The sequence below is a fragment of the Dactylosporangium sp. CA-233914 genome, assembly GCF_050942935.1.
In the GTDB taxonomy this organism is placed as follows: Bacteria; Actinomycetota; Actinomycetes; order Mycobacteriales; family Micromonosporaceae; genus Dactylosporangium.
Window position 1 is genome coordinate 7,265,716 of record NZ_CP192030.1, and the last position, 23,344, is coordinate 7,289,059.

A 23,344-nucleotide genomic window follows, 5' to 3' on the forward strand; every position below is an offset into this window, starting at 1 on the left:
CCGTCAGCTTCCTGCCTGCGGGGCGCTCACCAGGTGCTCCCGCGGCGGCGGTCGGGTCGGGTCGTCCCAGAGCAGGACGAGATCGCGGCGGCGGTCGGCGGTGCCGGCCTTCCAGGACAGCTCGCGCCACTTGCGCACGGTGCGGGGCAGCTCCGTCACGACCCGGCCGCGGCCCAGCTTCTCCAGGTCGTCCGCTCCCCCGCCGCCGCGCAGCCAGGCGGCCACCGGGGCGCCCGTGTCGAGGACCGCGTCCACGCCTGCGGCGCTCGTGCTCATCGAGGGGCAGGTGATGGCGAGCCAGGCCCACGGCGTGGCCGCCGCGTGGCCGGCGAGCGGGGGCACGGTCGAGTCCAGCCAGCGGGCGCAGTCCAGGGCGGTCGTGGCACTGTTGACGCTCGCGACCAGCGTCTGCCAGCGCTGTATCGCGAACGCCCCGCGGGCGGCGGAGGTGTCCATGGGGCGGATGGCGACCTGGTACACCGCGCCGAGCCGGGTGCCGTCCAGCGGCCACGTGTCCACGTCCAGGTCGAAGCAGCTCGACGGCAGCAGGAACTCGATGAGCGGGCCGCGGGCCGGGTCGAGGGCGCCGTCGCGCAGCCCGGCGACGAGGCCGGCCAGCCACCGCTGGAGCTGCGGCAGGGTGAGGACGTCCTCCGGGCCGCGGTTGGGGCCGGGCGGGCCGTCGGTCTGGCCCAGCCAGGCGAAGACGGTGTAGAGATCGTCCTCGACCGGGTCCACGCGGATGAGCAGCACCGTGCGGGCGTCGGTGTCGACCAGGCGGCCGGTCAGCTCGGCGCGCAGGTCGGTGATCTCGCGGCGGCGGTGCCGCGGGACCAGCGCGATGTTCTTGTCGATCCAGGTCCGCATGGCGTCGCGGGCGTCGGTCGTGCTCGAGTGGGCGGCGGCCAGTTCGAGGAACCGGAACAGGCTCACGGCCGTCGCGCGCCGCTCCAGGCGGACCACGGCCTGGGTCAGGGTGGCGGCGGACGTCTGCACCGGCAGGGGCTCGGTGGCCCGGCTGAACAGCAGCGGCACGTCGACGCCGGCCGGCAGCGCGATGCCGTCGAGCGCGTCGAGCAGGGCCAGGCGGGACTCGCGCCCCAGACAGCTCGGTTCGCGGTCGGCCTCGGCATCGCACGCGTGCAGCGCGGCAGCGGCGTCGGAGGCCTGCGAGCCGAAGAGGAACCGGATCGCCTCACGCAACGCCACCGCCCCGCCGGGCTGCGCGACGGCGGCGTCGACGATGGCGATGAGGTCGAAGCGGTGCTCGCTGAAGCGGGTGACGCTCAGCTCGGCCGGGGCCAGCTCGGTTGCGAGGAACCGCTGCACGTGATGCAGCAGCATGCTGCGGACTTCCCGGTTGGCCGTCGCCTCGATCCGCACGAGGGCTTCGACGATCGGGGCGCTCACGGCGCCGGCCAGTGCTCGTCGATGGCCGCGAGGACGCGGGCGCGGGCCGGGTCGTCGGGCAGGTTGGTGCTCAGCACCTCGACCAGCGCCGCGCGGCCGCCGGGGAAGCGGGCACAGGCGCGGACGAGCGCGACCAGGTCGATGATCGGGAAGCCGGTGTGCGGCACGGCGGCGCGGATCTCCCTCGGCAGCCCGGCGATGAGGCGCTGCTGCAGCGGCACGCTGATCAGCTCGTCGACCTGCTGCATCGCGGCGGTGATCGGGGCCAGTGACGGCGGTGCGGCCGGGCGGGGCGGCGGTGCGATGTCCAAACCTTCCCCCTCGGCGGTGCGATGCCAGAGGTACTGCGGAATCTGCGACGTCGCATCGGCGGTCCGCAGCTCGGCGAAGCGGCGGCTCAGCCGCTCGGCGAGGTGGTCCGCCGCCGGCGGGAACCCGGTGGCCGGGGCGCCCAGCAGGCCGAGCAGCTCCTGCGAGAACAGGCCCGTCGCGCGCCGGGAGTTGTTGATCGCCACCTGGCCGGGGCCCGCCGCGAACAGGATCTCCTGGACCCGGTCCACCGCCAGGGACGGGCCGGCCGGGAGGGCCTGGTGCGGCAGCGTGGTGATGAAGCGGGCCTCGGTCTGGCAGGCGTCGACGATGAGCAGCTGGCGTTTCAGGCGCGGGTAGTACGTCGTCGTCAGCGACTTCGCCAGCTCGTTGAAGTCCAGGTTGCGCTTGTCGTCGGCCGTCGCGTCGGCGTAGAAGAGGCGGCGGCGGCCGTCGGGGTCGACGACGCCGTGGCCGCCCCACACGACGATCAGCTGGTCGGCGTCCAGGGTGGGCAGTTCGCCGGTGATGAAGTCGTACAGTTGCTGCTGCTGCGCCGGGCGGACCCGCGGGCCGAGATCGGAGGCGTCCGACAGCGGGGAGGCGAAGACGGTGACGGACCCGTCGGGCACGCCGTGGGCGCGCAGCCAGGTCCGGTAGCGCGCCGCGTCCGCCGCGGGGCCGTTCAGCGGGGGCAGGGCCGGGCCGGCATGGTACGCCTCGACGGCGACGAGGACGGCGTGGACCGTCGGCATCAGGTGACCGCGTCGAGGATGTGGCCGAGGAGCGCGTAGAGGCCGTCGTTGGTGAAGTAGGCGCTGTGCGAGCGCGGGAACGGGACGCGGCTGTCGAGCTCGACGTCGCGGACGCGGTCGCCGAAGACCGGCTCGGCGTAGAAGGACAGCAGGTCGCGCTGGTCCATGACGTTGTACCACGGGACCGGGAACGTGTCCGGGAGCTCGGCGCCCGGTTCGAGGCCCGGCAGGGCGCCGAGCTCGTGCAGGTACGGCGCCTGGGAGCCGACCGTGACCAGGGCGCGGACGTTCGGCGGGGGCGCGGTCGCGAGCAGGTCGACGCAGGCGATGCCGCCCAGGCTGTGGGCCAGCAGGATCACGCCGTCGTCCTGGGCGGCGGCGACGGACGCGATGTGCTCGCGGATGGCGGCGCCGCGGGCGAGGTACACCATGATGTCCCCGGCGGCGGGGCTCGCGGCGCTGGTGAGCAGGAACCGGCGGCGGTCCACCGGGCGCATGGCGAGGCTCAGCAGGGCCGTGCCGATGCCGCGGGTGTCGGCGCCGAGCGCGGTGAGCAGGGCGGCCACGACGGCGTCGCGGTGGGCGCCGTCGACCGGGACCGGCATCCCGGCGGCCTCGTCGGCCCGGGCGAGCGTCTCGGCGACGGCGGCCCGCGCGGCGGCGCCGGCCAGGGCCTGGCCGGCGCCGGCGACGTCGAGGGCCGGCGACTCCAGCACGGCGGTGAGCGCCGGGGCGAAGAACTCGGTCAGGCCGGCGGCGGCGACGGCGGCCCGCAGGTCCGGGTCGTCGAGGGCGCGCGCGGCGACGCGGCGCAGCCGGCGGCCGGGCGAGTCCTCGTTGACGGGGGCCTCCACCGGCGCTGCGGTGCCCAGCAGCCGCAGCTCCAGCAGCGGGTCGAGCTCCAGCAGGCGCCACAGCTCGACCTCGTCGGGCTCGCCCGGACCGCGGTGGCGCAGGCCGTCGGGGATGCTGGCGCCCTTGAGGCGCAGGCTGGAGCCGAACGGCTCACCCCAGTAGCAGGGCACGACCGGGGCGCGGCCCCGCACGCCGGTGGTGACGAGTGCCAGGGTCTTGTCGAAGGCGGCCCGGCGCACTCCGGTGCCGTGCACGAACACGAGGCTGGTCATAACGCGGGACACGCTACCTTACCCGCTGCAGTGCATCGATCCACCGAACGTCGCCTTCGTGACGCCTTCCGGGAGCTTGTCCCACCAGTGGCCGAACCGCGCGTGGACCAGCGGGGCGCCTCGACGGACCCGATCGGCTCGCGCGCCAGGCGGAGCTGGCGCGCGAGCGGGCGCGCCCTGTTACACGCCGATGTTGGACTGGGGGCCGGCGTAGGTCTTGACCAGGTTCGGCACGTCGGCCGCCGGGTCGAGGGTGTACGAGTAGAAGCTGTGCGGGTCGAACGCCGAGCCCGACGTCTCCCTGCGGCCGCTGCTGTTGACCACGATCGAGCCGGACTGCTTCAGCTGGGCGGTGCTGTCCGGGTAGTACGGATTGTTGACGTTGTCGAAGTAGCTGTTCTCCAGCACCATCTTGGTGCTGCCCCGGCTGTAGTTGCCGTAGCTGGCGATGTTCTGCAGGTAGTTGTCGTACAGGTGGGCGTAGGCGAGGTTGTCCGCGCTGGGGTTGCGCTGGTTCGTGTCGTGGAACCAGTTGTGGTGGATGGTCGCGCGGGCGGTGACGTTGTCGGTCCAGCCGATGCCGAACGTCTTGTTGTGGTTGCCCAGCACGTTCCACGACACCGTGAAGTAGCTGGTGTCCTTGCGCGAGTCGATGTACCCGTCGTTGATGTTCGTGAACGTGTTGTGGTCGATCCACACGTGGTCGGCCGTGTCCATCTGGATGCCGTCGTAGTCGAAGTCCTTGTCGTCCGGATCGTCCGAGGCCACCGCGGTGTCCCCGATCGTCAGGTTCCGGATGATGACGTTGTGGACCCCGGCCCCGAGGAAGAACCCGCCGTTCTTGATCCGGCCGTTCCTGCCGACGCCGATGATGGTCTTGTTCGACGTCACCGGGATCTCGTATCCGTACTGCGGCACCGTGATCGTGGCGTTGACCCGCACCACGTAGGCCGAGCTGGAGGTCGCGTACTTGAGCAGGTCCGCGTAGGTGCTCACGGTGACGGTCGGGCCACCGGCCCCGCCCGTGGTCCCCTGGGCGAACCCGTCGGCGGTGCTGGACCAGGTCCGTCCGCCCGTGCCGCCGCCGGTGGTCGGCCCGGAGGTGGTGCCCGAGACGTAGTTGAACGACCACTGCATCCGGGAGATGTCCGAGCACGTCTCCTCGACGATCGGGTTGTTCCCCGCCGTCGAGCCGTCCTTGTCGCTGATGCACAGACCCGTCGCGACCGACTTCACCAGGAACTTGCCGGACGCGGCGCTCGACGCGGTGAACGTCCACAGCTGGTTGGTCTTCGTGCCGTCGCCGCAGCCGTACTGCTGCAGCTGCGTCCCTGACGTGCTCGACGCGCTCGGCACGTCGATACAACGTCCACTGTTGACGTTGGCAAGGTTGGATTGACTGTTCGCCTGCGCGACAACCTTCCACTGCATGTGGGTCGTGGTCGTGCTGCAGGCGACCTGGACCAGCAGCGCGCTGTTGTCCATGGACCCGCCGACGACGTCGACACACTTGCCCGACGCGCCGGCCGCGAGGGTGTACACGCCGTTGCCGACCGGGGTCGTCGCGGCCTGCGAGGGCCAGACGGCGACGGTCAGCACCATCACCGGTACCGAGGCCGCCGCGAGGGCGAAGGCGAGCTTGCTGTGTTTGTTCACAACGGGTTCCATCCGTCCGTGCCGGCAAGGTACTTCTGCGGGGTGTAGTTGGCCGCCTGCGCGTCGCTGAGCTGCGGCCGGTTGCTGTTCGTCCCGGCGCCCGCGCCCGTGTTCCCGTACTCGAGGAAGCGCGCGTTCTTCCACGAGTTGCCGGACATGTCGGTCCACGGCTGGGTGGTCTTGACGGTGTTGCTGAGGTTCGACTCGCGGTACAGCACCTGCGCGTCGGGCCGCCACGGCCGGCCGAGCTGGGTCACGTTGCTCGCCGCGCCGGTGATCGTCGACTGGTGGAACAGGAAGCCGTAGGTCTTGGTGTTCGGGGTGCTGGCCGCGGTGATCGGGCCGCCGGTGGTGCGCTTCTCGTAGATCGAGCAGCCCTGGAACACGGCCGTGCCGCCGCCGAAGATGAAGTCGACGGTGCCCTCGATGTAGGAGTTGCGCACCAGCGTTCGCGCGGAGTCGGACAGGTAGAACGTGTCCTGGTCGCCGAGCAGCCGCACATTGAGCAGCTGCGAGCGGTCGGCGGTCAGGTTCAGCGCGAGCGCCTGGGCGCCGTTGTTCGGCTGGTTCTCGTCGAAGTCGTTGGCGAATGTCAGGTTGGTCGCGATGAAGTCGTGGCCGTCGACGAACACGGTGGCGCTGCCCGACGTGCCGTAGTCACCGGCGTTGTGGTTGTTGACGATGACCACGTTGGACGGTCCGGCGCCGAGGCCCTGCAGGGTGACGTAGGGCTTGTTCGACGGGACCTTCACGATCTCGCGGTAGGTGCCGGCCTTGATGGTGATGACCCGCCGCGTGGTGTTGTTCGCCGGGACCGCGTCGATCGCGGCCTGCACGGTCGTGTAGCTGCCGCTGCCGTCGGAGGCCACCGTCGGCTTGGTGCCCGAGCCGGTCGTCGGGCCCGAGGTCGCGCCGCTGACGTAGTTGAACGACCACTGCATGCGCGCGATGTCCGAGCACGTCTCCTCGACGATCGGGTTGTTGCCCGCCGTGGAGCCGTCCTTGTCGCTGACGCACAGCCCGGTCGCGACGGACTTCACCAGATACTTGCCCGAGGCCGCGCCGGACGCGGTGAACGTCCACAGCTGGTTGGCCTTCGTGGCGTCGCCGCAGCTGTACTGCTGCAGCTGGGTGCCCGGCGTGGTGTTCGAGCTCGGCACGTCGACGCACTTGCCGCTGCCCACGTTGGACAGCTGGAACTGGCCGCTGTTGCGGGCCACGGCCTTCCACTGCATGTGCGCCGCCGCGGTGTCGCACGCGATCTGGACCAGCAGCGCGCTGCTGCTCGTCGAGGCGCCGGCGACGTCGATGCACTTGCCGGACGCGCCGGCGGCGAGGGTGTACACGCCGCCGGCGACGGGTGCCGTGGCCGCCTCGGACGGCCAGACGGTCACCGCCAGGACGGTGACGGGCACCGCGGCCGTGACGGCGGCCGCGGTGCCGATGCGGGTTCGCAGCCGCCGGCGGTTGCCGGCGGCGGGTGGTTGGGGCATGGTCGTCCTCTCCTCGGGGGCGGGGCTGAGGCGCGGCTCGAGAACGAGGTGCCGCGCCGAGCACTTCCGTAGATGACGGCCGTGACCTGCGCATAACAAGAAGCTGGGACATTCACCGTTCGTGCTGCGATACCGGTGAAACTTTCAGGCCTCGGACATGGAGGCGCCCATGCCGTTGCCCGTGGACAGGAAGTCCGTGGCCGGCAGGGTGCCGTCGGCCCGGCGCGCGCCCTGCGCGGCGGACGCGTCCGTGGAGCGGAACATGGACGCGGTCCAGGTGCCCTCGTCCCAGGTGTTGCGGCTGGTGTGCGCGCCCGCGCCCATGCTCACCGACGCGTCGTTGCCGATCGAGACGTTGCTGCGCAGGGTCGCCGGGCTGCCGGGCAGGCCGAAGCCGGTGGCGCCGTTGCGGAACGCGGTGTTGTTGCTCAGCCGCAGCTCGGCCGGGTTGCCGCCGTCGGCGAAGCCGTTGTGGATGTTGTCCCAGGCGGCGTTGTGCCGCACGCTGTGGCTCGCGCTCGCCGGCGGGTTGCCGCCGCCGAAGGTGAAGCCGTTGCCGTTGCTGCGCCAGCCGCTCACGCCCCACCGGCTCACGCCGTTGCCGAACGCCCAGTTGTGCTGGATGTCGATGGCGCCGGCGAAGTCGCCGAAGTCGAAGCCGTCGTCGGCGTTGTTGAAGGCGCGGCAGCCGCGGACGGTGTTGTCCTCGCCGGAGCCGAACTTGATCGCCATGCCGATGCCGGACTGGCCCTGGTCGGCGGGGTTGTGGTTGTTGAAGAAGTCGCTGTCGAGGACCTGGTTGCCGATCGTGTTCTCGCCGCGCAGGGTCAGGCCCGACTCGACGTTGTCGTGCATCGACAGGCGCAGGAACCGGTTCTGCCGGCAGGAGATGCACACGTAGGCGTGGCTGCGGGAGTTCATGACCTCCAGGCCCTGCACGGTCCAGTAGGAGCCGTGCTGGGTGATCGCCCACTTGTCCGCCGGGATCCGGCTCGCGTCGATGATCGGGTGCTCGGTGCCGTACGAGCTCAGGGTGATCCGCTGGTCCTCGGTCCCGCTGGTGTCCACCGTGATCGGCGCCGTGGGCCGGTAGGTGCCGCCGCGCAGCGCGATCGTCTGGCCCGGCCGGACCACGGTGGCGGCCTTGGTGAGCGTGGCGAACGGGTGCTCCAGGCTGCCGTCGGCGGAGTCGCTGCCGTTCGGGGCGACGAAGTACTCGGCGCGGCCCACCCCCGAGGCGGGGCCGATCCCGGCGGTGCTGGACGGGCCGGGCTGGATCGACGGCCCGCCGGAGTCGGCCGGGGCGGGCGGGTCGGGCGCGACGGCGCCGCCGGTGGCGGGCGGTGCGGCGGCCCTCGGCGTGCCGTCCTCGCCGGCCGGCGGCGTCTCGTAGACGGCCACGGCGATCCCGCCGCCGGCCACGACGGCGACCGCGGCGACGGCGGCGGCCTTGCTCTGCACCAGGTGCTGCAGGTTGGCCAGCACCCCGGTCTTCCCCAGCGCGCCGGTCGCGGCGTGGGCGCCGCCGGTGCTGAACGCGGCCGTCTTGAGGCCCGCAAGCGCGAACACCGGCAGCGGCAGCGCGGCGATGCCGGGCAGCAGCTTCTCCGGGGCGAGCAGGTCGCGGCCGAGCTCGCAGCAGCGGCGGCAGCCGCGCACGTGCCGGGTGAGCCGCTTGCGCCACAGCGCGTCGCGGCCGCCGTCCCACGGCTTGAGCACCTCCGCGAGGCCGGGGCAGCGCGGGGTGGCGTGCAGGGCCCGCACCAGCCCGCGGGCAGCGTCGAGCTGGGCGCGCATCCGCTGTACTCGCACCGCGGCGTGGGTCGCCTTGAGCCCGAGCGCGGCGGCGAGCTCGACGCGGGTCAGGTCCCCGGCCACCTCCTGCCACCACAGTGCGAGCAGGTGCCGGTCGGCGTCCTCGAGCCACCCGGTCGCCTCGGCGAGCTCTCGGCGCTGCCCGGTGAGCATGAGCCCGGTGAGGCTGCGCTCCTCGAAGTCGCCGCCCGGGTCCGGCAGCTCCTCCGGCACCTCGCGGGCCGGCGGCTGGCGCCGGGTCGCGCCGCGGCGGTGCATCTGGATCTGACGGTAGGCGATGGCCACGACCCAGGAGCGGAACCGCGCCGGCTCGCGCAGCCCGGGCAGCCCCCGCACGACCTGGATCATCGTCTCCTGGACGAGGTCGTCGACGTCGGCATGGCGGTTGAGGGCCCGGCCGATGACGTTGTACACCAGCGGCAGGTGCCCGGCGATCAGCTCGTCCAGGGCGCGATCGTCCCCACCCTGCGCGGCCCGCACGAGCGAGGTGACGTCCCGGACCGGCCCGGCCTCACCCTGCGTCACCACTGTTCCCTTCGACCCGCGACCCGGCCGCCATCGGTCGTCCGGCCGGGCGCCGTTGGTCGCGCCGTATGTTTGCACAGCGAGTCAGGCGTGTAAAGCGAGCGCGGTCAATGCGGGAATTCGCCGACGCATTCATGTTATCGCTCTCATCCGGCGCGCATCTACAGAGTGCATGGTCTATGCCGACTACGTTCTGTCACCGCCGGCAGGCCCCGACCAGGGACTTGAAAGTTCCAGCACGGCCGCCGGGCCGGGCACACTGGGATGGTGGCGGAGCGGTGGTGGGCGGCGGCGCGGGTCGTCCGGCGGCGGCTGCAGCGCATGGCCCGCACTCCCCGCGAGCGGCGCGCCGTCGCGTTCATCCTTCTCGTGCTGACCGGCTCGATCTGGGGCGTGGCCGCGGCGCCGGGCAAGCCGGTGCCGCCGCTGCCGGTGGAGCCACCGTCACCGGCGGCGGTCGCGGCGATCGAGGCCGGGCGGCCGGCCGGGTTCGCGGTCGCCGGGATCGACATCTCCAGCCACGACCACAAGAAGTTCACGGTGCACTGGCCGACCGAGATCGCGGCCGGCAGCCAGTTCGTCTACGTGAAGGCGACCGAGGGCACCTCGTACGTCAACCCGCACTTCACCACCGACTACACCACGGCCCGGACGGCCGGACGATACGTGGGCGCCTACGTCTACGCGCGGCCCGACCTCGGCAACCCCGTCGGGCAGGCCGAGCACTTCCTGCGCCACGCCCGGTTCACCCGCGACGCGCGCACGCTGGTGCCGTTCGTCGACCTCGAGTGGCCCTACTCCGGGGTGAACGCCGGGCCCTGTTACGACCTCACCGTCGAGCAGATGCGGACCTGGATCGCCGCGTTCATCGGCCGCATCGAGCGCGACATCGGCCGCAAGCCGATGATCTACACGAACACGTACTGGTGGAACCCGTGCACGGGCAACGACACCTCGTACGGCTCCTACCCGCTCGACATCGCCAACTACACGAAGAAATCGCCGAAGCTGCCGGCCGGGTGGACGACGTTCGCGCTGTGGCAGTACATGCCCGGCGACCCCGACGAGCGTCACAGCCACGACCGCGACGTGGTCAACGGCGGCCCGGAGGCGCTACGCGCACTCGCCGGCCCCTGAGCGGCCGATTTCGCATGCCTCCCGCATCCGGATGGTTAGCCCGTCCCCCGAGGCCAGCCCGTGGTCGTCGCGGTATGCACGAGGTCGAGACGGCGCAGCTCGTACCGCTCGAGTTCGGGGATGATCGCATCGGTCACCGGCGTACCGCGCAGACTCAGTGATCCCAGCTGCGTGACGTTCTCGAGCAGCGCCGCGACATCTTCATCCGTTCCGCGGGTGAGGTGGATGCCGAGCGAGTCGAGGTGGGTCGGCAACCGTGGCGAGCCGCCGATGTCGGCGGCGGTAAGGGTCAGTTCCCGCAGGTGCGTGCTGAAGACACCGTCGAGCCACAGGGTTTGCGGTGCGCTGAAGCCGGCCGAGGTCAACATCGGGGCCGTCTCGGCGAGTGCGGTGTGCCCCCAGGGACGGGGTGGCAGGTTCATGATCGTCAGGCTGGTGACGGTGTCCGGGAGCGAGGTCCCGGGACTGACGCGGAAATGCTCGGGATCGCTCAGGTTCAGGCGGAGGACACGAAGCTTCGGGAAGCGGGTGAAGGCCGAGATGACGTTGCCGGCGAGCGCGCAGGCCCGGTGTTCGAAAATCTCGAGATTCGGCAGGTCCGGCAGTGCGGCCAGGAGGTGCTCGTCGAAGACGTCGGTGCGAAGGTCGAAGGACCACACCTTGTCGGCGACGGTCGCCAGATGGGTGGCTTCGGACGGGCTCCAGCATTCGGCACGCCGGTGGATGCTGAACCGGGTGCCGTCGAATCCGGGGGGCAGCACGGGGCCGAGCACGTGGAACGGCGGCGCACCCTCCTGGGCGTGGTAGAGCCGCGTGTCGTCGTCGGTGAACCGCCCACAGCACACGACCTCGATCACGGTCGCGGTGCCGGTCTCGCCGACGACCGCGAGGTTGATCCACTCAGGAACACGACCGTCGCGCCACAGCTCCGCTACGACCGTCTGCGCATCGCACATACTCAGCTCGGCCGCCCGGTGCCGGGCCGAGTCGTCGGGATAACGCATCTCACCCGGCTGCGGCGGGTGCCCGTCGTACGACTGGTTGAGCCGAACACGAAACGCCAACGCCACCGGTAGTTCCTCGGCGACAATCTCCCGGCCGAACCCCAACGCGGCCTCGGCCGACGCCGCGAACCGCGCGGCGAACACATCTCGATCCATGCCAAGAACCTACCGATCCACCGACGACTCACCCGTGCTCGTGGCACAGCCGGTCGCGTCGGGAACGCCCCGCAGCTTCTGGTCTTGGCCACGGCGATTGGACTGCGCGTCAGCCCCGTCCCACGCCGCCATTGCGACTCACCGACCAAGGCCACCGGCGCCACGCGACCGACGAAGCATCGAGCGCTCGGATCGCGGCTTCTCGATGAGGGCGCCATGTCCAACGTCCGAACGCTGGCCGGCGTTTGTCAGTGCAGAAGCCGTTGCGCCCAATAGACCTGGCCGTCGGGACCGACGCTGATCAGGGCAATCAACACGTCTTCTACTGCCGCGGGTGCCGTAGGCGCCATTTGCTCAGGCGGTGTTCCGGGGCGCGCCGCGCGGAGCACGGTCTGGAACGTCACCGGTGATGCGTCCGCCGACCACACAGAGACGGCGCAGCCCGAGTTCGAGAACGACCCGTTGATCTTCCGTGGGCCGATGCCTCGCAGCCACGGGTAGCGCTTCTGGGCGATGTCGAGAGATCCGTCCGCTCCTGCGTTGACCTTGTCGGGCCGGGCTGAGGTCACCGCGATGAAGCCAGGCATGAGATGACTGCGCTTGTCCAGCACAACGATGCGAAAGGAACTGCCCATCTGCGGGTTCGGCGGTCGGGTCCAGGTGACGCGCCCGAGGAGGATCTGGTCGCCGCCATCTGCCACTACCGCGTTGACCGGTTTGAGCGCGGCGTCCGCTGTCGCCTGGTCGACGAGTTGAAGCGTCGCTTGTGCGTTCAGCGCGTCAGGGCCACACGGCGGCCGGTTGTGCCACCAGCGCCAGCTGACCCCGCCGGCGGTTCCGGCGAGGACGATCGCCACGCCCAGAATCAGACCCGCCCGTCGCCTCATACCGGCAGTAGAGCACAGCCGCGACCACCGCGGCGTCGGGCGCGGTGGCGGGTCACACGACGACGCTGGGGCCACGCGCGGCTGCCGAAGTCCGGTGTTCCATGGTGCCCGTTGCCGGCCCTCGCCGGTGCTTCCCGTGTCCCGCCGAAGCCCTCGGGGTCAGCGCAGCAGGGCGAAGGCCAGGCCGGTGGTGAGCACGCCGAGGATCGTGCCGGCGACGACCTGCGCGGGGGTGTGGTCGCGCAGGCGGACGCGGGACCTGCCGACCGCCGCCACGAGAACCGCGGTGGCCAGCAGGGCCGGGCCGAACGCGACGGCCAGGACCGCCATCGGCAGTTGGGGACGTCGGTGCGGCTCGTCGTGAGGCAGGGCAAGGTCGGGCAGGGAGGCGGCCAGGAACACCATGCCGGCGATGACGCAGCCGGGCTGCGGTGGCGTCGTCCGGGCATCGGCTGGTAGACCGACGGAGTCCTCGAAGCCGGCGCACCGTACGCGGGCCGCGATGAAGCGTTGCCCGGTTGCGGCGACCGTCCGCCCGTCGCTGCGGACACCTAGGGTGGCTGCATCTGGGATCGGCTGAATCTGACGGCCGAACTGGACGCGGCCGGGCAGACGAATGCCGCGGTTAGCTAGTCAAGATTTCTCATCCACAAGTCTTGACTATTGCTCGACATCCCGTCGGCGCCACCGAGCTGCCCAGATCGCCGAAATCACAGATCAGCTGCTCGGCCGCGTAGGCGACCGACAGCTCAACGGTGCGCAGAACGCCGGAGGAGCAGTTACGCTGAGCGACCCGTATACGCCCGCCGTCTGCGCCATCACCGTCCTGGAACGGGTGTGACCCGACTGGGGCTGGGGCGTGGGACTCGTTGGCCATCGCCGGCTGAGCCGGTGACGGCCGCAGCGCGCCCCTCGTCGTTGCCCTCAAATAGGGGTAAGCAGGGCATAAGGCGGCTCCGACCATGTGTGTGGGGCTGTGTCGAATGGGGCAGCTGGGATAATGGCTTGGCGAGATTCGCCCGTTCGGGGCGTGGTGGTGCACGAGAGTGAGCACACACGCGTCACTCGGCTGTGTGTCGATGGGCAGGTCGTCGTCCGCAAAGAGCCGTTGGGGCCGGATGCTCAGAGGCGGGTGCGGCACGAGTTGGCGATGCTCGAGCGGCTGCGCGGTGTCGAAGGGGTCGCGCAGTTGGTGGAGGTGTCGCGGTGCCCGGGGTCGATTGTGCTGGCGGACGCTGGTGCGGTGAGCCTGGCCGGGCTGGTGAAGCCGCTGGCGGTTGGTGAGCTGGTCGGGCTGGCGGTGGGACTGGCCCGGGCGGTGGCGGGGATGCACCGGCGGGATGTGCTGCACCGGGACATCACACCGGCGAACGTGCTGATCTCTGCTGAGGGTGCGCCGTGCCTGGTGGATTTCGCGTTGGCGACGTTGTTCGCCGAGATCCGTCCCGAGTTCACCCATCACACGGAGATCGTGGGGACGTTGGCGTATCTGGCGCCGGAGCAGACGGGGCGTACCGGCCGGTCGGTGGATCAGCGGGCCGATCTGTACGCGTTGGGTGCGACGTTGTACGAGTTGGCGACGGGTGCGCCGCCATTCGGCTCCGGGGATCCGTTGCGGCTCACGCATGATCATCTGGCGCGGGTGCCGGTGCCGCCGACGCAGGTGAACCACGCGGTGCCGGAGCCGTTGTCCGCGATTGTCATGCATCTGCTGGAGAAGGAGCCGGACAACCGGTACCAGACTGCTGAGGGTGTGGTCTACGACCTTGAGCGGTTGCGGGACACCGGCGCGCGCCCAGAGGCGGCTGCGCTGCGGGTCGGCGAGTGCGATTTTCCGCTGCGGCTGCTGCCCCCGTCGCGGCCGGTCGGACGTGATGACGAGGTGGCGGCGCTGGAGGCGGCGTTTGAAGACGCGCTGGGGAGCCGGTGCCGTGGGGTGCTGATCGGCGGTGCGGCGGGGGTGGGCAAGACGGCGTTGGTCGACGAGCTACGGCCGGTGGTGACGGGCCGTGATGGCTGGTTCGTGGCGGGCAAGTTCGACCAGTACCGGCGGGATCTGGAGTTCAACGCGGGTCATCAGGCGTTCCGCGCGTTGGGTCGGCTGTTGCTGGCCGAGCCGGAGGACGAGCTGACCAAGGTCCGCGAACGGATCTTGAAGGCGGCCGGCCCGAACGCGGGCCTGATGACCGCGACAGTGCCTGAGTTCGCGGCGCTGCTGGCGGTGCCACCCGATGCGGGAGATCCGCTGACCGCGCAGGTTCGGGCGCAGCGAGTGGGTGTGGACGTGTTGCGCGCGGTCGCTTCGCGCAAACGGCCGGTGGTCCTCTTCCTCGATGACCTGCAGTGGGCGGGGCGTACGCCACTCGGCTTCGTCGACCTCGTGCTGAGCGGGGAGCGGATCGACGGCCTGTTGCTGGTGGGCGCGTACCGCGAGGACGACGTGGACGTGGCGCATCCGTTGGTGGCGCCGTTGTCCCGATGGCGTGAACTCGCCGGAGTGCGGCACCTACGGCTGGTCAACCTGCCAGTGTCCGGCTCCGTCGCGATGGTGGCCGAGATGCTGCGCGTGGATCGGGCCACGGCGGCGGGCCTGGTCGACGTGATCAACCCGTCCGGCAATCCGTACGAGATCGTGGAGGTGCTCAACGCGCTGCGACGTGACGGCGTGCTGGCGGCGACGGCCGCCGGGTGGCGGTGGGACGCGGCGGCCGTACGCGCTCATCTGCGCCGGTCCGAGGTTGCCGGGCTGCTGGCGGCCGGTGTTCAGGCGATGCCGCCGGCGTCGCGGCAGATGGTGCAGGCGATGGCGTGCCTTGGCGGGCGAGCCGAGCTGAGCCTGTTGCAGACCGCCACCGGCGAGCCGGCGAGCATGGTGGAACAAACGCTGGCACCCGCCCTCGACGAGGGCCTCCTGGTGGTGCAGCCCGGGATACATCAGGCGGTGCGGTTTCGCCACGACCGGATCCGTGAGGTGATCCTGCGCGGGCTGCATCCCCAGCAGCGACACGCCCTGCACCTGGCCATGGCGCGGCGGCTGGCGGCGGTGCCGGAGTTGTACGCGGTCGCGGCGGAGCAGTATCTCCCGGTGGTCGACGCGGTCGACGACGCCGTGGAGCGGCGTCGGGTGGCGGGGCTGCTGCGGCGCGGCGCCGACCAGGCCGCGTTGATCGGGGACTACGTGCTGGTGAAAAGGCTGCTGGCCGCCGCGCTGCAGCTCATCGACCCGGGTGAGACCGCCACGCTGATCGAGGTGCACACCGCCCGCCACACCGCGCTGTACAGCATGGGACGCCTGGAGGAGGCGGACGAGGAGTACCGTACGATCGACCGGCTGTGCACCACCACCATGCAGCGTGCGGACGCAACGTGCGTCCAGGTGCGTAGCCTGAGCCACCAGCACCGTTTGGCGGAGGCGATCGGACTCGGCCTGGAGTCGCTGCGTGAACTGGGCATCGCCGTGCCGGCCGCAGACCGGCTCCAGATGGAGCTCGACCATCAGCTCAACTATCTGTACCGGTGGCTGGACCACACCGACGACGCCGACGGGCTGACGCGGCCGGACATCACCGAGCCGACACTGCTCGCCGCGACCCGTCTGCTCGACGCGGTCTTGCCGGTGGTCTACTTCGTCGACCTTCCCGTGTATGCGTGGCTGAGCCTGGAGGGGTTGCGGATATGGATCGAGCACGGCCCTGCCCGTACCCTGGTTGGACCGGCCGGTACCGCTGCCTTCGCCGCGGTGGGGCTGCGCAGTGACCGGGCCGCGTATCAGGCGGCGCGGCGGGTCTTGGCCTTCAGCGAGGCGCGCGGCTACGAGCCCGAGACCTCAGAGGCGCGCTACCTGTGCGCGCTCGTGAGCTGTTGGTTCGAGCCGATCGAAAACAGTGTCCCAACAGTTCAGCGGGCCCGCGAAGGGTTGATCGCGGGGGGTGACCTGGCCAACGCGGGATACAGCTATGCCCCGACCGCGGCTGGCCTGCTGGAATGCGCACCATCGCTTTCCGACTACGTCGCCAACGTGGAGGCGGGACTTTCCTTCGTGCACCGTACCGGCAGCGGACATCTCATCATGTGGCTCGACTCGCACCGATGGCTGGCTGCTGTGCTGCGCGGTGAAAGCTCCGCCGTAGCCGGTGAGGCGGTCTCCATCGACCGGTACGCCGGCAACCCGACGGCGCTCTTCCACGCGCACGTCACCCGCGCGATCGCCGCCGCCATCCTCGCTGATCCGGCCGGCCTGACGCGGCACACCGCGGCGGCGATGTCGCTGCGACCGGCTGGCCTGGGCCTCTACGCAACCGGCATCGCCTACCTGCTGCGGGGGCTGGCCCTCGCCGGGCAGGCTCAAGCCAGCCACGGTGGCGAGCGCGGCGCTCTGCTGACCGAACTGGACGAGGTGACGCAGTGGCTGGCCGCACGTGCCGCGGACGCGCCGGCGAACTTCCAGCACCTGCTCCGGTTGCTCGAGGCGGAGCGGGCGTGGGCGGTCGGCGACTTCCATGCCGCCGCCCTCGCCTTCGACGCCGCCCGGCGCGAGGCCGCCCAGTATCAGCGGCCATGGCACAGAGCCCTGATCACCGAGCACGCGGCCCGCTTCCACCTCGCCCACGGCCTCGAATACGCCGGCTACGACCTGCTCCTCGAAGCGCGCCAGGAGTACCTCGCCTGGGGCGCCACCGCGAAAGTCGACCAACTCGACTGGGCCTACCCGAGCCTTCGCCCACAACCCGGCACCACCGTCGCGCAGCGCGCTGACCAGAACGGGAACCAGACCGGGGATTCCCCGCACCAACGGGCCACCGTCACCACCGGAGCGCTCGACCTGCTCGGCATCTTGTCCGCCTCGCAGGCCCTGAGCTCCGAGACCAGCATCGAACGGCTGCACGCCCGCGTGGTCCAGGTGGTCAGCGCCATGACCGGCGCCACCGACGTCAACCTGCCGCTGTGGAGCGACGAGCGGCACGACTGGCTGCCGCTCACCCAACACGGCGGCACCGAACACGCGGTCCCGATGTCAGTGCTGCGATACGTTCAGCGTATCGGTGAACCACTGGTCGTGGCCGACACAACCCGCGACGACCGCTTCGCCCGCGACCCCTACTTCACCGGCCTCGGCTGCTGCTCACTCCTGGCCGTACCCGTCCTCAGCCGCGGCCGGCTACGGGCCGTACTACTGCTGGAAAACCGCCTGATCCGAGGCGCCTTCACCACCGAACGACTCGACGCCGTCAAACTCATCGCCAGCCAACTCGCCGTCTCCCTTGACAACACCCACCTCTACGCCGAACTCACCACCTCCCGCGCACGGATCGTCGCCACCGCCGACCAGACCCGCCGACGCGTCGAGCGCGACCTGCACGACGGCGCCCAGCAGCGACTGGTCTCCCTGGCCCTGCAACTCCGCGCGGCACAAGCAACGCTGCCACCCGAACTCGACGCGCTCAGCGCACAGCTCAACCACGCCGTCGCCACAGCAACCGACGCGCTGGACGAGCTACGCGAGATCGCCCGCGGCATCCATCCGGCGATCCTCACCGACGGCGGCCTCCGCCCAGCACTACGCGCGCTCGCCCGCCGCTGCCCGATCCCGGTCCACCTCGACCTGCGTACCGGGGCGCGGGTGTCCGAACACGTCGAGGTCAGCGCCTACTACGTCGTCGCCGAGGCGCTCACCAACGTGGCCAAACACGCACACGCCTCAACCGTCACCGTCACCGTCGAAACCGACCCCGCCGACACCGTCCTGCACGTCGCAGTAGACGACGACGGCATCGGCGGCGCCGACTTCACCCGCGGCACCGGCCTGCTCGGCCTCAAAGACCGAGTAGAAGCACTCGGCGGCCGAATCACCCTCCACAGCCCCCACGGGGCGGGAACCAGCCTGCGCGTAGAGCTCCCGCTCACCGCCACGAACAGCGACGTCACGCCCTGCTAGCCCTCAAGTTCCCGGTTGTGTCGCCGAAAGCAGGGTCCGTGACCAGGCGTTCTCGCTGGATGACGATCGCGACGGTCGCCGCCGTGGCGGCGGCTGGTGCCGCTGCTTGGCGTGTGCGCCGCGGGCGCGTCATCGCCGCACCGACCCCGGCCGCACCGTTGTCACCACCGGTGCCGCCGGACCTACCCGCCACGCCGGTGCCTCCGGCGCAGCGCGACCAGCCCGCCCCCGCCGCCACATCACGGCGCAACCCCCTGATCGCCGTGGCCGGGTTCACCGCCGCCGCGGCCGCCATCGCAGTGGCCGCGACTCGCATCGACCGCCCCACGAGCGCCCAACCGGAAGCCCGGGTCGTCGTCGCCTCATCCTTTCCAGCTTGGACGCCGCCCACGACGCGTTCCTGGACACCGGCGACGACCCCGCCGGCGCCGGTTCCAGTGGGCGGCGTGCTCCCTCCCAACGGCAGCGTGACCATGCACGGCGACTCCGGCGAGGAGATGACGCTCACGGTCGTACGCATCGCCAACCCGGCACCGACCATCGACTCCGACAACCCCAATGGCCCAAAGATCTCGCCGAAACTCGGCTACCGGGTGGTCTCGGTCGTCGTGCGAGTCGAGAATACCGGCGGCGTCCCGTTCATCGACGACGTCGAAAAGTACACCTGGCTCGTCGACAAGGCCGGCCACACGTACCCACGCAACATCGAGATGACTGACTCCCGCCAGCTCCACCCAGCCCCCCGGCTCGACCCGGGTTGGCTGAACGGCCGCGAAATCATCTTCGAGGTGAGCGGCAACGCCGAGATCGCTCGGTTCCGTCTGAGCCTCCACCCGGGCGCGGCCAAGCAAACCCAGGACTGGCGCCTCACCTGACCGACAGCCGCCGGGATAGACATACCACTGCGAACACCCCGGCAAAGACCTCCCGTGTAGACGAACACTTCCCAACGGCGATCGCCAGACAAGCAGTCCGTCGTGCGTGCCCGTCAACCCGGCGTGGGTTGCATCGCTTGATCGTGTGTCACGTGGCGTAGCGGCTGATCACATGGCCGCGTTTGAGGGCATCCGCTCATGCAGGGTTACCTGCATAATGCTTGATGTGCGGATGCTGGCACCACGACGTCAGCTTTGTCGATCAGCAATCGACACATGCTGTGCTCTACTGCCGGTATGAGGCGACGGGCGGGTCTGATTCTGGGCGTGGCGATCGTCCTCGCCGGAACCGCCGGCGGGGTCGGCTGGCGCTGGTGGCACAACCGGCCGCCGTACGGCCCTGACGCGCTGAACGCACAAGCGACGCTTCAACTCGTCGACCAAGCGACAGCGGACGCCGCGCTCAAACCGGTCAACGCGGTAGCGGCAGATGGCGGCGACCAGATCCTCCTCGGGCGCGTCACCTGGACCCGACCGCCGAACCCGCAGATGGGCAGTTCCTTTCGCATCGTTGTGCTGGACAAGCGCAGTCATCTCATGCCTGGCTTCATCGCGGTGACCTCAGCCCGGCCCGACAAGGTCAACGCAGGAGCGGACGGATCTCTCGACATCGCCCAGAAGCGCTACCCGTGGCTGCGAGGCATCGGCCCACGGAAGATCAACGGGTCGTTCTCGAACTCGGGCTGCGCCGTCTCTGTGTGGTCGGCGGACGCATCACCGGTGACGTTCCAGACCGTGCTCCGCGCGGCGCGCCCCGGAACACCGCCTGAGCAAATGGCGCCGACGGCACCCGCGGCAGTAGAAGACGTGTTGATTGCCCTGATCAGCGTCGGTCCCGACGGCCAGGTCTATTGGGCGCAACGGCTTCTGCACTGACAAACGCCGGCCAGCGTTCGGACGTTGGACATGGTGACCGCATCTGCCGCGATTGCTGCGCAGCGGCACGACAGCACTGGTCGCAGCGAGTGATGGGGAGCGGCGATACCAAGGCTTCCTGTCATGCCGAAGGCAGTGCGCCGCCACGCTCTTGGTTGATTGACTACCATCGCATGCGCGTCGGTGGCCGTGCGGACGTGATGTTGCGTTTGAACTCCCAGCGTCGGCGGCGTCCGCGCTCGGTGTTCCGACGGGGGAGGAATCGAGGATGAACGCAGACTTCACGACTCGGAAGGCGCGGGAGACCACGCAGGTCATGACCGCCCTGGCCGAGGCCTTCGTTCGAGGTACCGCAGCGGAGACCGGCATCAGCATCGGCTGGGGCGAGCAGGACGCCGCCAACCTCGACCGGCTCTGCGAAGAGTTCCTTCGTAGCCGACCGTCGGCCAAGGTCAAACACTCGATGATCATGTCGATGGGCGCGTACTTGGGTGAGCTCATAGTCCGGGCGACCAGAGGTCGGTGGGGCTACGACGCCGACCTGCGCGAGGTGGTCGTCGAAACCGGCGACGGTGTCATGGGGTGGCCGCACACCAAGGTGGCGAAGCGCTTCGAGCAGGGTCCGAAGCATTCGCTATACCAGTACTACCGGTACGCAGTGCATCCGGAACAGCGCGATGCAATCGCCGCCGGTGGTGACTGACGGCCTTGATCAGGTGCGCGCTCATAGCCGATGAGTGCTCACCTGATCGATGGGTCCGCCGCGTCCGGACCTGCGGAAGGCGCTGCCAGGCTCCTGGCCCAGCCGATTTGATCTCTATCCGTGAGCCGCGCTTCTCCTCGCGGTTTCAGCCGTCTATCGTCGCCCAGGTGCCGTCGGCCACCGGTCGGCGAATGACCCGAGGCAGGAACATGGCGACGGAGTTCTCATTCGACAACCAGATCATGGTGCTGGACGGCCGGGTGCTGGAGATTTTTCATCGGGATACTGAGGAGAGCCTGCGATACCACGTGGCGTTCCTGCGGATCGACGGACAGCCACACGGCGACGGATTCAAAGTTCGCCTGGGGCGTGCGTACGGCGAGAACGACATCATGGGCGGGCGCCGGTGGAACATGACCACCGAGCAGTTCGCCGAGTTCCGTGAGTTCATCGCCTTGGCCATCGCGGCACGCGACAACGGCCCCACCCCATAACGCGTGCCCTGCCTGCGAGGCAGGGCACGTCCGGGCGGCCTGTCGCCAGCCTCAGCCCGGCGAGACCGCCATGAGAGTGGACGAGAACACCCCGACCCGACATAGCCCCGATGGACTCCGAAAACAGCATGGACGGTGTCGAGGCGGTCACCCGCAGTCGGTCGAACACCGAGATCACCCAGGACCTCCGGCTGCCGCCCGGCACGCCGCGCGCCCACATCAGCCGGAACTTCGCCAAGCTCGTAGTGCAGGAGAGCGCCAGGCATCCGCTCACGCCGCAATGGGATCGTCGCGACCTTGTGAAAGGCAGGCAGGAGCTACCCGCTGTCACGGCGGTGCCGACGATTGGTCGCTGGCTGGACGGGGTAGGTCCATCGGAGCCATTCGACCTGGAATACGCCAGGATCACTGAGGATCCTTGTCGGCGCACTCTCGCCATGTCTGTCGCAGTCCAGCGAGTCGCGCATCTCCTGCGGCAGATGCCCACGGTAGGCCGCCTGCCGGGTGCGCACCTGCACGAACGCAACCGCCGCGGCGTCGGGTGCGGTGGCGGGCCGCACGATGACGCCGGGGCAACGTGCGGCGGCCGAATTCCGGTGTTCCATGCTGTCGGTTGTCGGCCCTCGCCGGTACTTCGCGCTGTCCCGCCGCACCCTCGGGGTCAGCGCAGCAGGGCGAAGGCCAGGCCGGTGGTGAGCACGCCCAGGATCGTGCCGGCGACGACCTGCGCGGTGGTGTGGTCGCGCAGGCGGACGCGGGACCAGCCGACCGCCACCACGAGAACCGCGGTGGCCAGCAGGGCCGGGCCGAACGCGACGGCCAGCACCATCATCGTGCCCGACGCGACGGCCGCGTGGACGCTGAGCTTCCAGAAGTGGTTGACGACCGTGGCGGCGAGGCCGCCGAGGAAGTGGGCGACGACGAGGGCGACCAGCTCGCGCGGGGCGTGCAGCACGAGCAGCAGGGCGAGGCCGATCAGCACGCACGCCAGGCCGCGGACGAGGGGCTTGGTGCGCTGTTCGCGGCGGCCGATGTGCCGGTCGCTCAGGTGGCCCTTGCGGACGCCCCACCAGATCATGGAGTACGGAATGAGCGTCGAGAAGGCGCTCGCCAGCAGGCCCCAGGCCAACCCGGTCCACAGGGCGCCGGCGGCGTGGACGGCGATGACGAACGGCAGCGCGCCGGCCAGAACCGAGGGGGCGAGGACCTCGGTCAGCAGGCGGGCGACCCGCCGCGACGTGTCCGCCGGGGACTGTTCGGTGCCGATCGGCTCAGCATAAGAGGTAGTGCCTGCTGTACCTCGCTCGGCCCGCCTGCGGCATCGTCCGCGGCCGCTTTCCTCCATAGCGTTTCCGGTGACGACATTCTTGGGAGGAAACGCAATGGATTCCGTACGCGTCGAGGCGCTGACCCGCGTCTACGGGGACGGCCCGCGGGCGGTGACCGCGCTCGCGGGGATCGATGCCGCGTTCGGGCGCGGGACGTTCACCGCGGTCATGGGCCCCTCCGGCTCGGGCAAGAGCACGCTGCTGCAGACCGCGGCCGGGCTGGACCGCCCGACGTCGGGGCGGGTCTTCGTCGGCGACACCGAGCTGTCGCGGCTGTCCGAGACCCGCCTGACCGAGCTGCGGCGCGACCGGATCGGCTTCGTGTTCCAGGCGTTCAACCTCATCGGCGCGCTCACCGTGGCCGAGAACATCGAGCTTCCGCTGCGGCTGTCGCGGGTGAAGCCGGACCAGGCGTGGATCGCGCACGTGGTGGCGCGGGTCGGGCTCGGCGAACGGTTGCACCACCGGCCGGCCGAGCTCTCCGGCGGCCAGCAGCAGCGGGTCGCGATCGCCCGGGCCCTGGCCACCCGGCCCGACGTGATGTTCTGCGACGAGCCGACCGGGGCCCTGGACACGACCACGGCCGCCGAGGTCCTGGCCCTGCTGCGGGCCGTGGTCGACGAGCATGGCCAGACCGTGGTGATGGTGACCCACGACCCGGTCGCCGCCTCGTACGCCGACCGCGTGGTCGTCCTCGCCGACGGCCGGATCGTGCGGGACCTGCCGCAGCCGGGCGCGGCGCGCATCGGCGAGCTGCTGGCCTCCCTGGACCGCCGCGCCGTGGCCGTGGGGGGCTGAC

General features: G+C 70.5%; 17 protein-coding genes. 7 read left to right on the top strand and 10 right to left on the bottom strand.

Annotation, left to right across the window (positions count from 1 at the left end):
* Positions 1–3: 3 nt before the first annotated feature.
* The 6 genes from ACQPY0_RS32620 to ACQPY0_RS32645 all read right to left on the bottom strand — a co-directional run bounded on the left by ACQPY0_RS32620 (position 4) and on the right by ACQPY0_RS32645 (position 9,090).
* Positions 4–1,410 carry an effector-associated domain 2-containing protein gene (locus tag ACQPY0_RS32620; protein ID WP_432969085.1) on the bottom strand — a complete coding sequence of 469 codons (1,407 nt, stop codon included), beginning with the start codon at positions 1,408–1,410 and terminating at the stop codon, positions 4–6.
* Positions 1,407–2,474: an effector-associated domain 2-containing protein gene (locus ACQPY0_RS32625; RefSeq protein ID WP_432969088.1), complete on the bottom strand. Its 1,068-nt coding sequence runs from the start codon at positions 2,472–2,474 to the stop codon at positions 1,407–1,409. The genes ACQPY0_RS32620 and ACQPY0_RS32625 overlap by 4 nt, the downstream gene beginning before the upstream one ends.
* Positions 2,474–3,601 (bottom strand): hypothetical protein, encoded by a 1,128-nt coding sequence (locus tag ACQPY0_RS32630; protein ID WP_432969091.1) that lies wholly within the window; start codon positions 3,599–3,601, stop codon positions 2,474–2,476. The genes ACQPY0_RS32625 and ACQPY0_RS32630 overlap by 1 nt, the downstream gene beginning before the upstream one ends.
* Before the next feature lie 180 nt (positions 3,602–3,781).
* Complete coding sequence (locus tag ACQPY0_RS32635; RefSeq protein WP_432969094.1) at positions 3,782–5,257, bottom strand: RICIN domain-containing protein; 1,476 nt, start codon at positions 5,255–5,257, stop codon at positions 3,782–3,784.
* Positions 5,254–6,750: a pectinesterase family protein gene (locus ACQPY0_RS32640; protein ID WP_432969097.1), complete on the bottom strand. Its 1,497-nt coding sequence runs from the start codon at positions 6,748–6,750 to the stop codon at positions 5,254–5,256. The genes ACQPY0_RS32635 and ACQPY0_RS32640 overlap by 4 nt, the downstream gene beginning before the upstream one ends.
* Before the next feature lie 144 nt (positions 6,751–6,894).
* On the bottom strand, positions 6,895–9,090 hold the full coding sequence (locus ACQPY0_RS32645; protein ID WP_432969100.1) for a sigma-70 family RNA polymerase sigma factor: 2,196 nt from the start codon (positions 9,088–9,090) through the stop codon (positions 6,895–6,897).
* 267 nt (positions 9,091–9,357) lie between these two features.
* On the opposite strand from ACQPY0_RS32645, the gene ACQPY0_RS32650 reads away from it, so the two are divergent.
* Complete coding sequence (locus tag ACQPY0_RS32650) at positions 9,358–10,227, top strand: GH25 family lysozyme (RefSeq protein ID WP_432969103.1); 870 nt, start codon at positions 9,358–9,360, stop codon at positions 10,225–10,227.
* A gap of 35 nt (positions 10,228–10,262) precedes the next feature.
* On the opposite strand, the gene ACQPY0_RS32655 is transcribed toward ACQPY0_RS32650, so the two are convergent.
* The 3 genes from ACQPY0_RS32655 to ACQPY0_RS32665 form a co-directional block, all read right to left on the bottom strand.
* On the bottom strand, positions 10,263–11,387 hold the full coding sequence (locus tag ACQPY0_RS32655; protein ID WP_432969106.1) for a hypothetical protein: 1,125 nt from the start codon (positions 11,385–11,387) through the stop codon (positions 10,263–10,265).
* A gap of 248 nt (positions 11,388–11,635) precedes the next feature.
* The gene (locus ACQPY0_RS32660) at positions 11,636–12,244 is read right to left on the bottom strand and encodes a hypothetical protein (protein WP_432969108.1); all 609 of its coding nucleotides are present in this window, start codon (positions 12,242–12,244) and stop codon (positions 11,636–11,638) included.
* 189 nt (positions 12,245–12,433) lie between these two features.
* Positions 12,434–12,679, bottom strand: a complete 246-nt coding sequence (locus ACQPY0_RS32665) for a phosphatase PAP2 family protein (protein WP_432969111.1) — start codon at positions 12,677–12,679, stop codon at positions 12,434–12,436.
* A 727-nt stretch (positions 12,680–13,406) separates the two neighbouring features.
* On the opposite strand from ACQPY0_RS32665, the gene ACQPY0_RS32670 reads away from it, so the two are divergent.
* The 5 genes from ACQPY0_RS32670 (at position 13,407) to ACQPY0_RS32690 (ending at position 21,217) form a co-directional block, all read left to right on the top strand.
* On the top strand, positions 13,407–18,209 hold the full coding sequence (locus ACQPY0_RS32670) for an AAA family ATPase (protein WP_432969114.1): 4,803 nt from the start codon (positions 13,407–13,409) through the stop codon (positions 18,207–18,209).
* Between the two features lie 38 nt (positions 18,210–18,247).
* A complete protein-coding gene (locus tag ACQPY0_RS32675; RefSeq protein ID WP_432969117.1) occupies positions 18,248–19,084 on the top strand; it encodes a hypothetical protein in 837 nt (278 codons plus the stop codon).
* Between the two features lie 327 nt (positions 19,085–19,411).
* Positions 19,412–20,020: a hypothetical protein gene (locus ACQPY0_RS32680; protein ID WP_432969120.1), complete on the top strand. Its 609-nt coding sequence runs from the start codon at positions 19,412–19,414 to the stop codon at positions 20,018–20,020.
* A gap of 316 nt (positions 20,021–20,336) precedes the next feature.
* Positions 20,337–20,723, top strand: coding sequence for a hypothetical protein (locus ACQPY0_RS32685; RefSeq protein WP_432969123.1), 387 nt, complete (start codon positions 20,337–20,339; stop codon positions 20,721–20,723).
* A gap of 209 nt (positions 20,724–20,932) precedes the next feature.
* The gene (locus tag ACQPY0_RS32690) at positions 20,933–21,217 is read left to right on the top strand and encodes a hypothetical protein (RefSeq protein ID WP_432969126.1); all 285 of its coding nucleotides are present in this window, start codon (positions 20,933–20,935) and stop codon (positions 21,215–21,217) included.
* A 661-nt stretch (positions 21,218–21,878) separates the two neighbouring features.
* Here the strand turns inward: ACQPY0_RS32690 and ACQPY0_RS32695 are convergent.
* On the bottom strand, positions 21,879–22,562 hold the full coding sequence (locus tag ACQPY0_RS32695; RefSeq protein ID WP_432969129.1) for a phosphoesterase PA-phosphatase: 684 nt from the start codon (positions 22,560–22,562) through the stop codon (positions 21,879–21,881).
* Positions 22,563–22,599: 37 nt separating this feature from the next.
* Between ACQPY0_RS32695 and ACQPY0_RS32700 the strand changes: the two genes are divergently transcribed.
* On the top strand, positions 22,600–23,343 hold the full coding sequence (locus ACQPY0_RS32700; protein ID WP_432969132.1) for an ABC transporter ATP-binding protein: 744 nt from the start codon (positions 22,600–22,602) through the stop codon (positions 23,341–23,343).
* The last annotated feature ends 1 nt before the right edge of the window (position 23,344 follow it).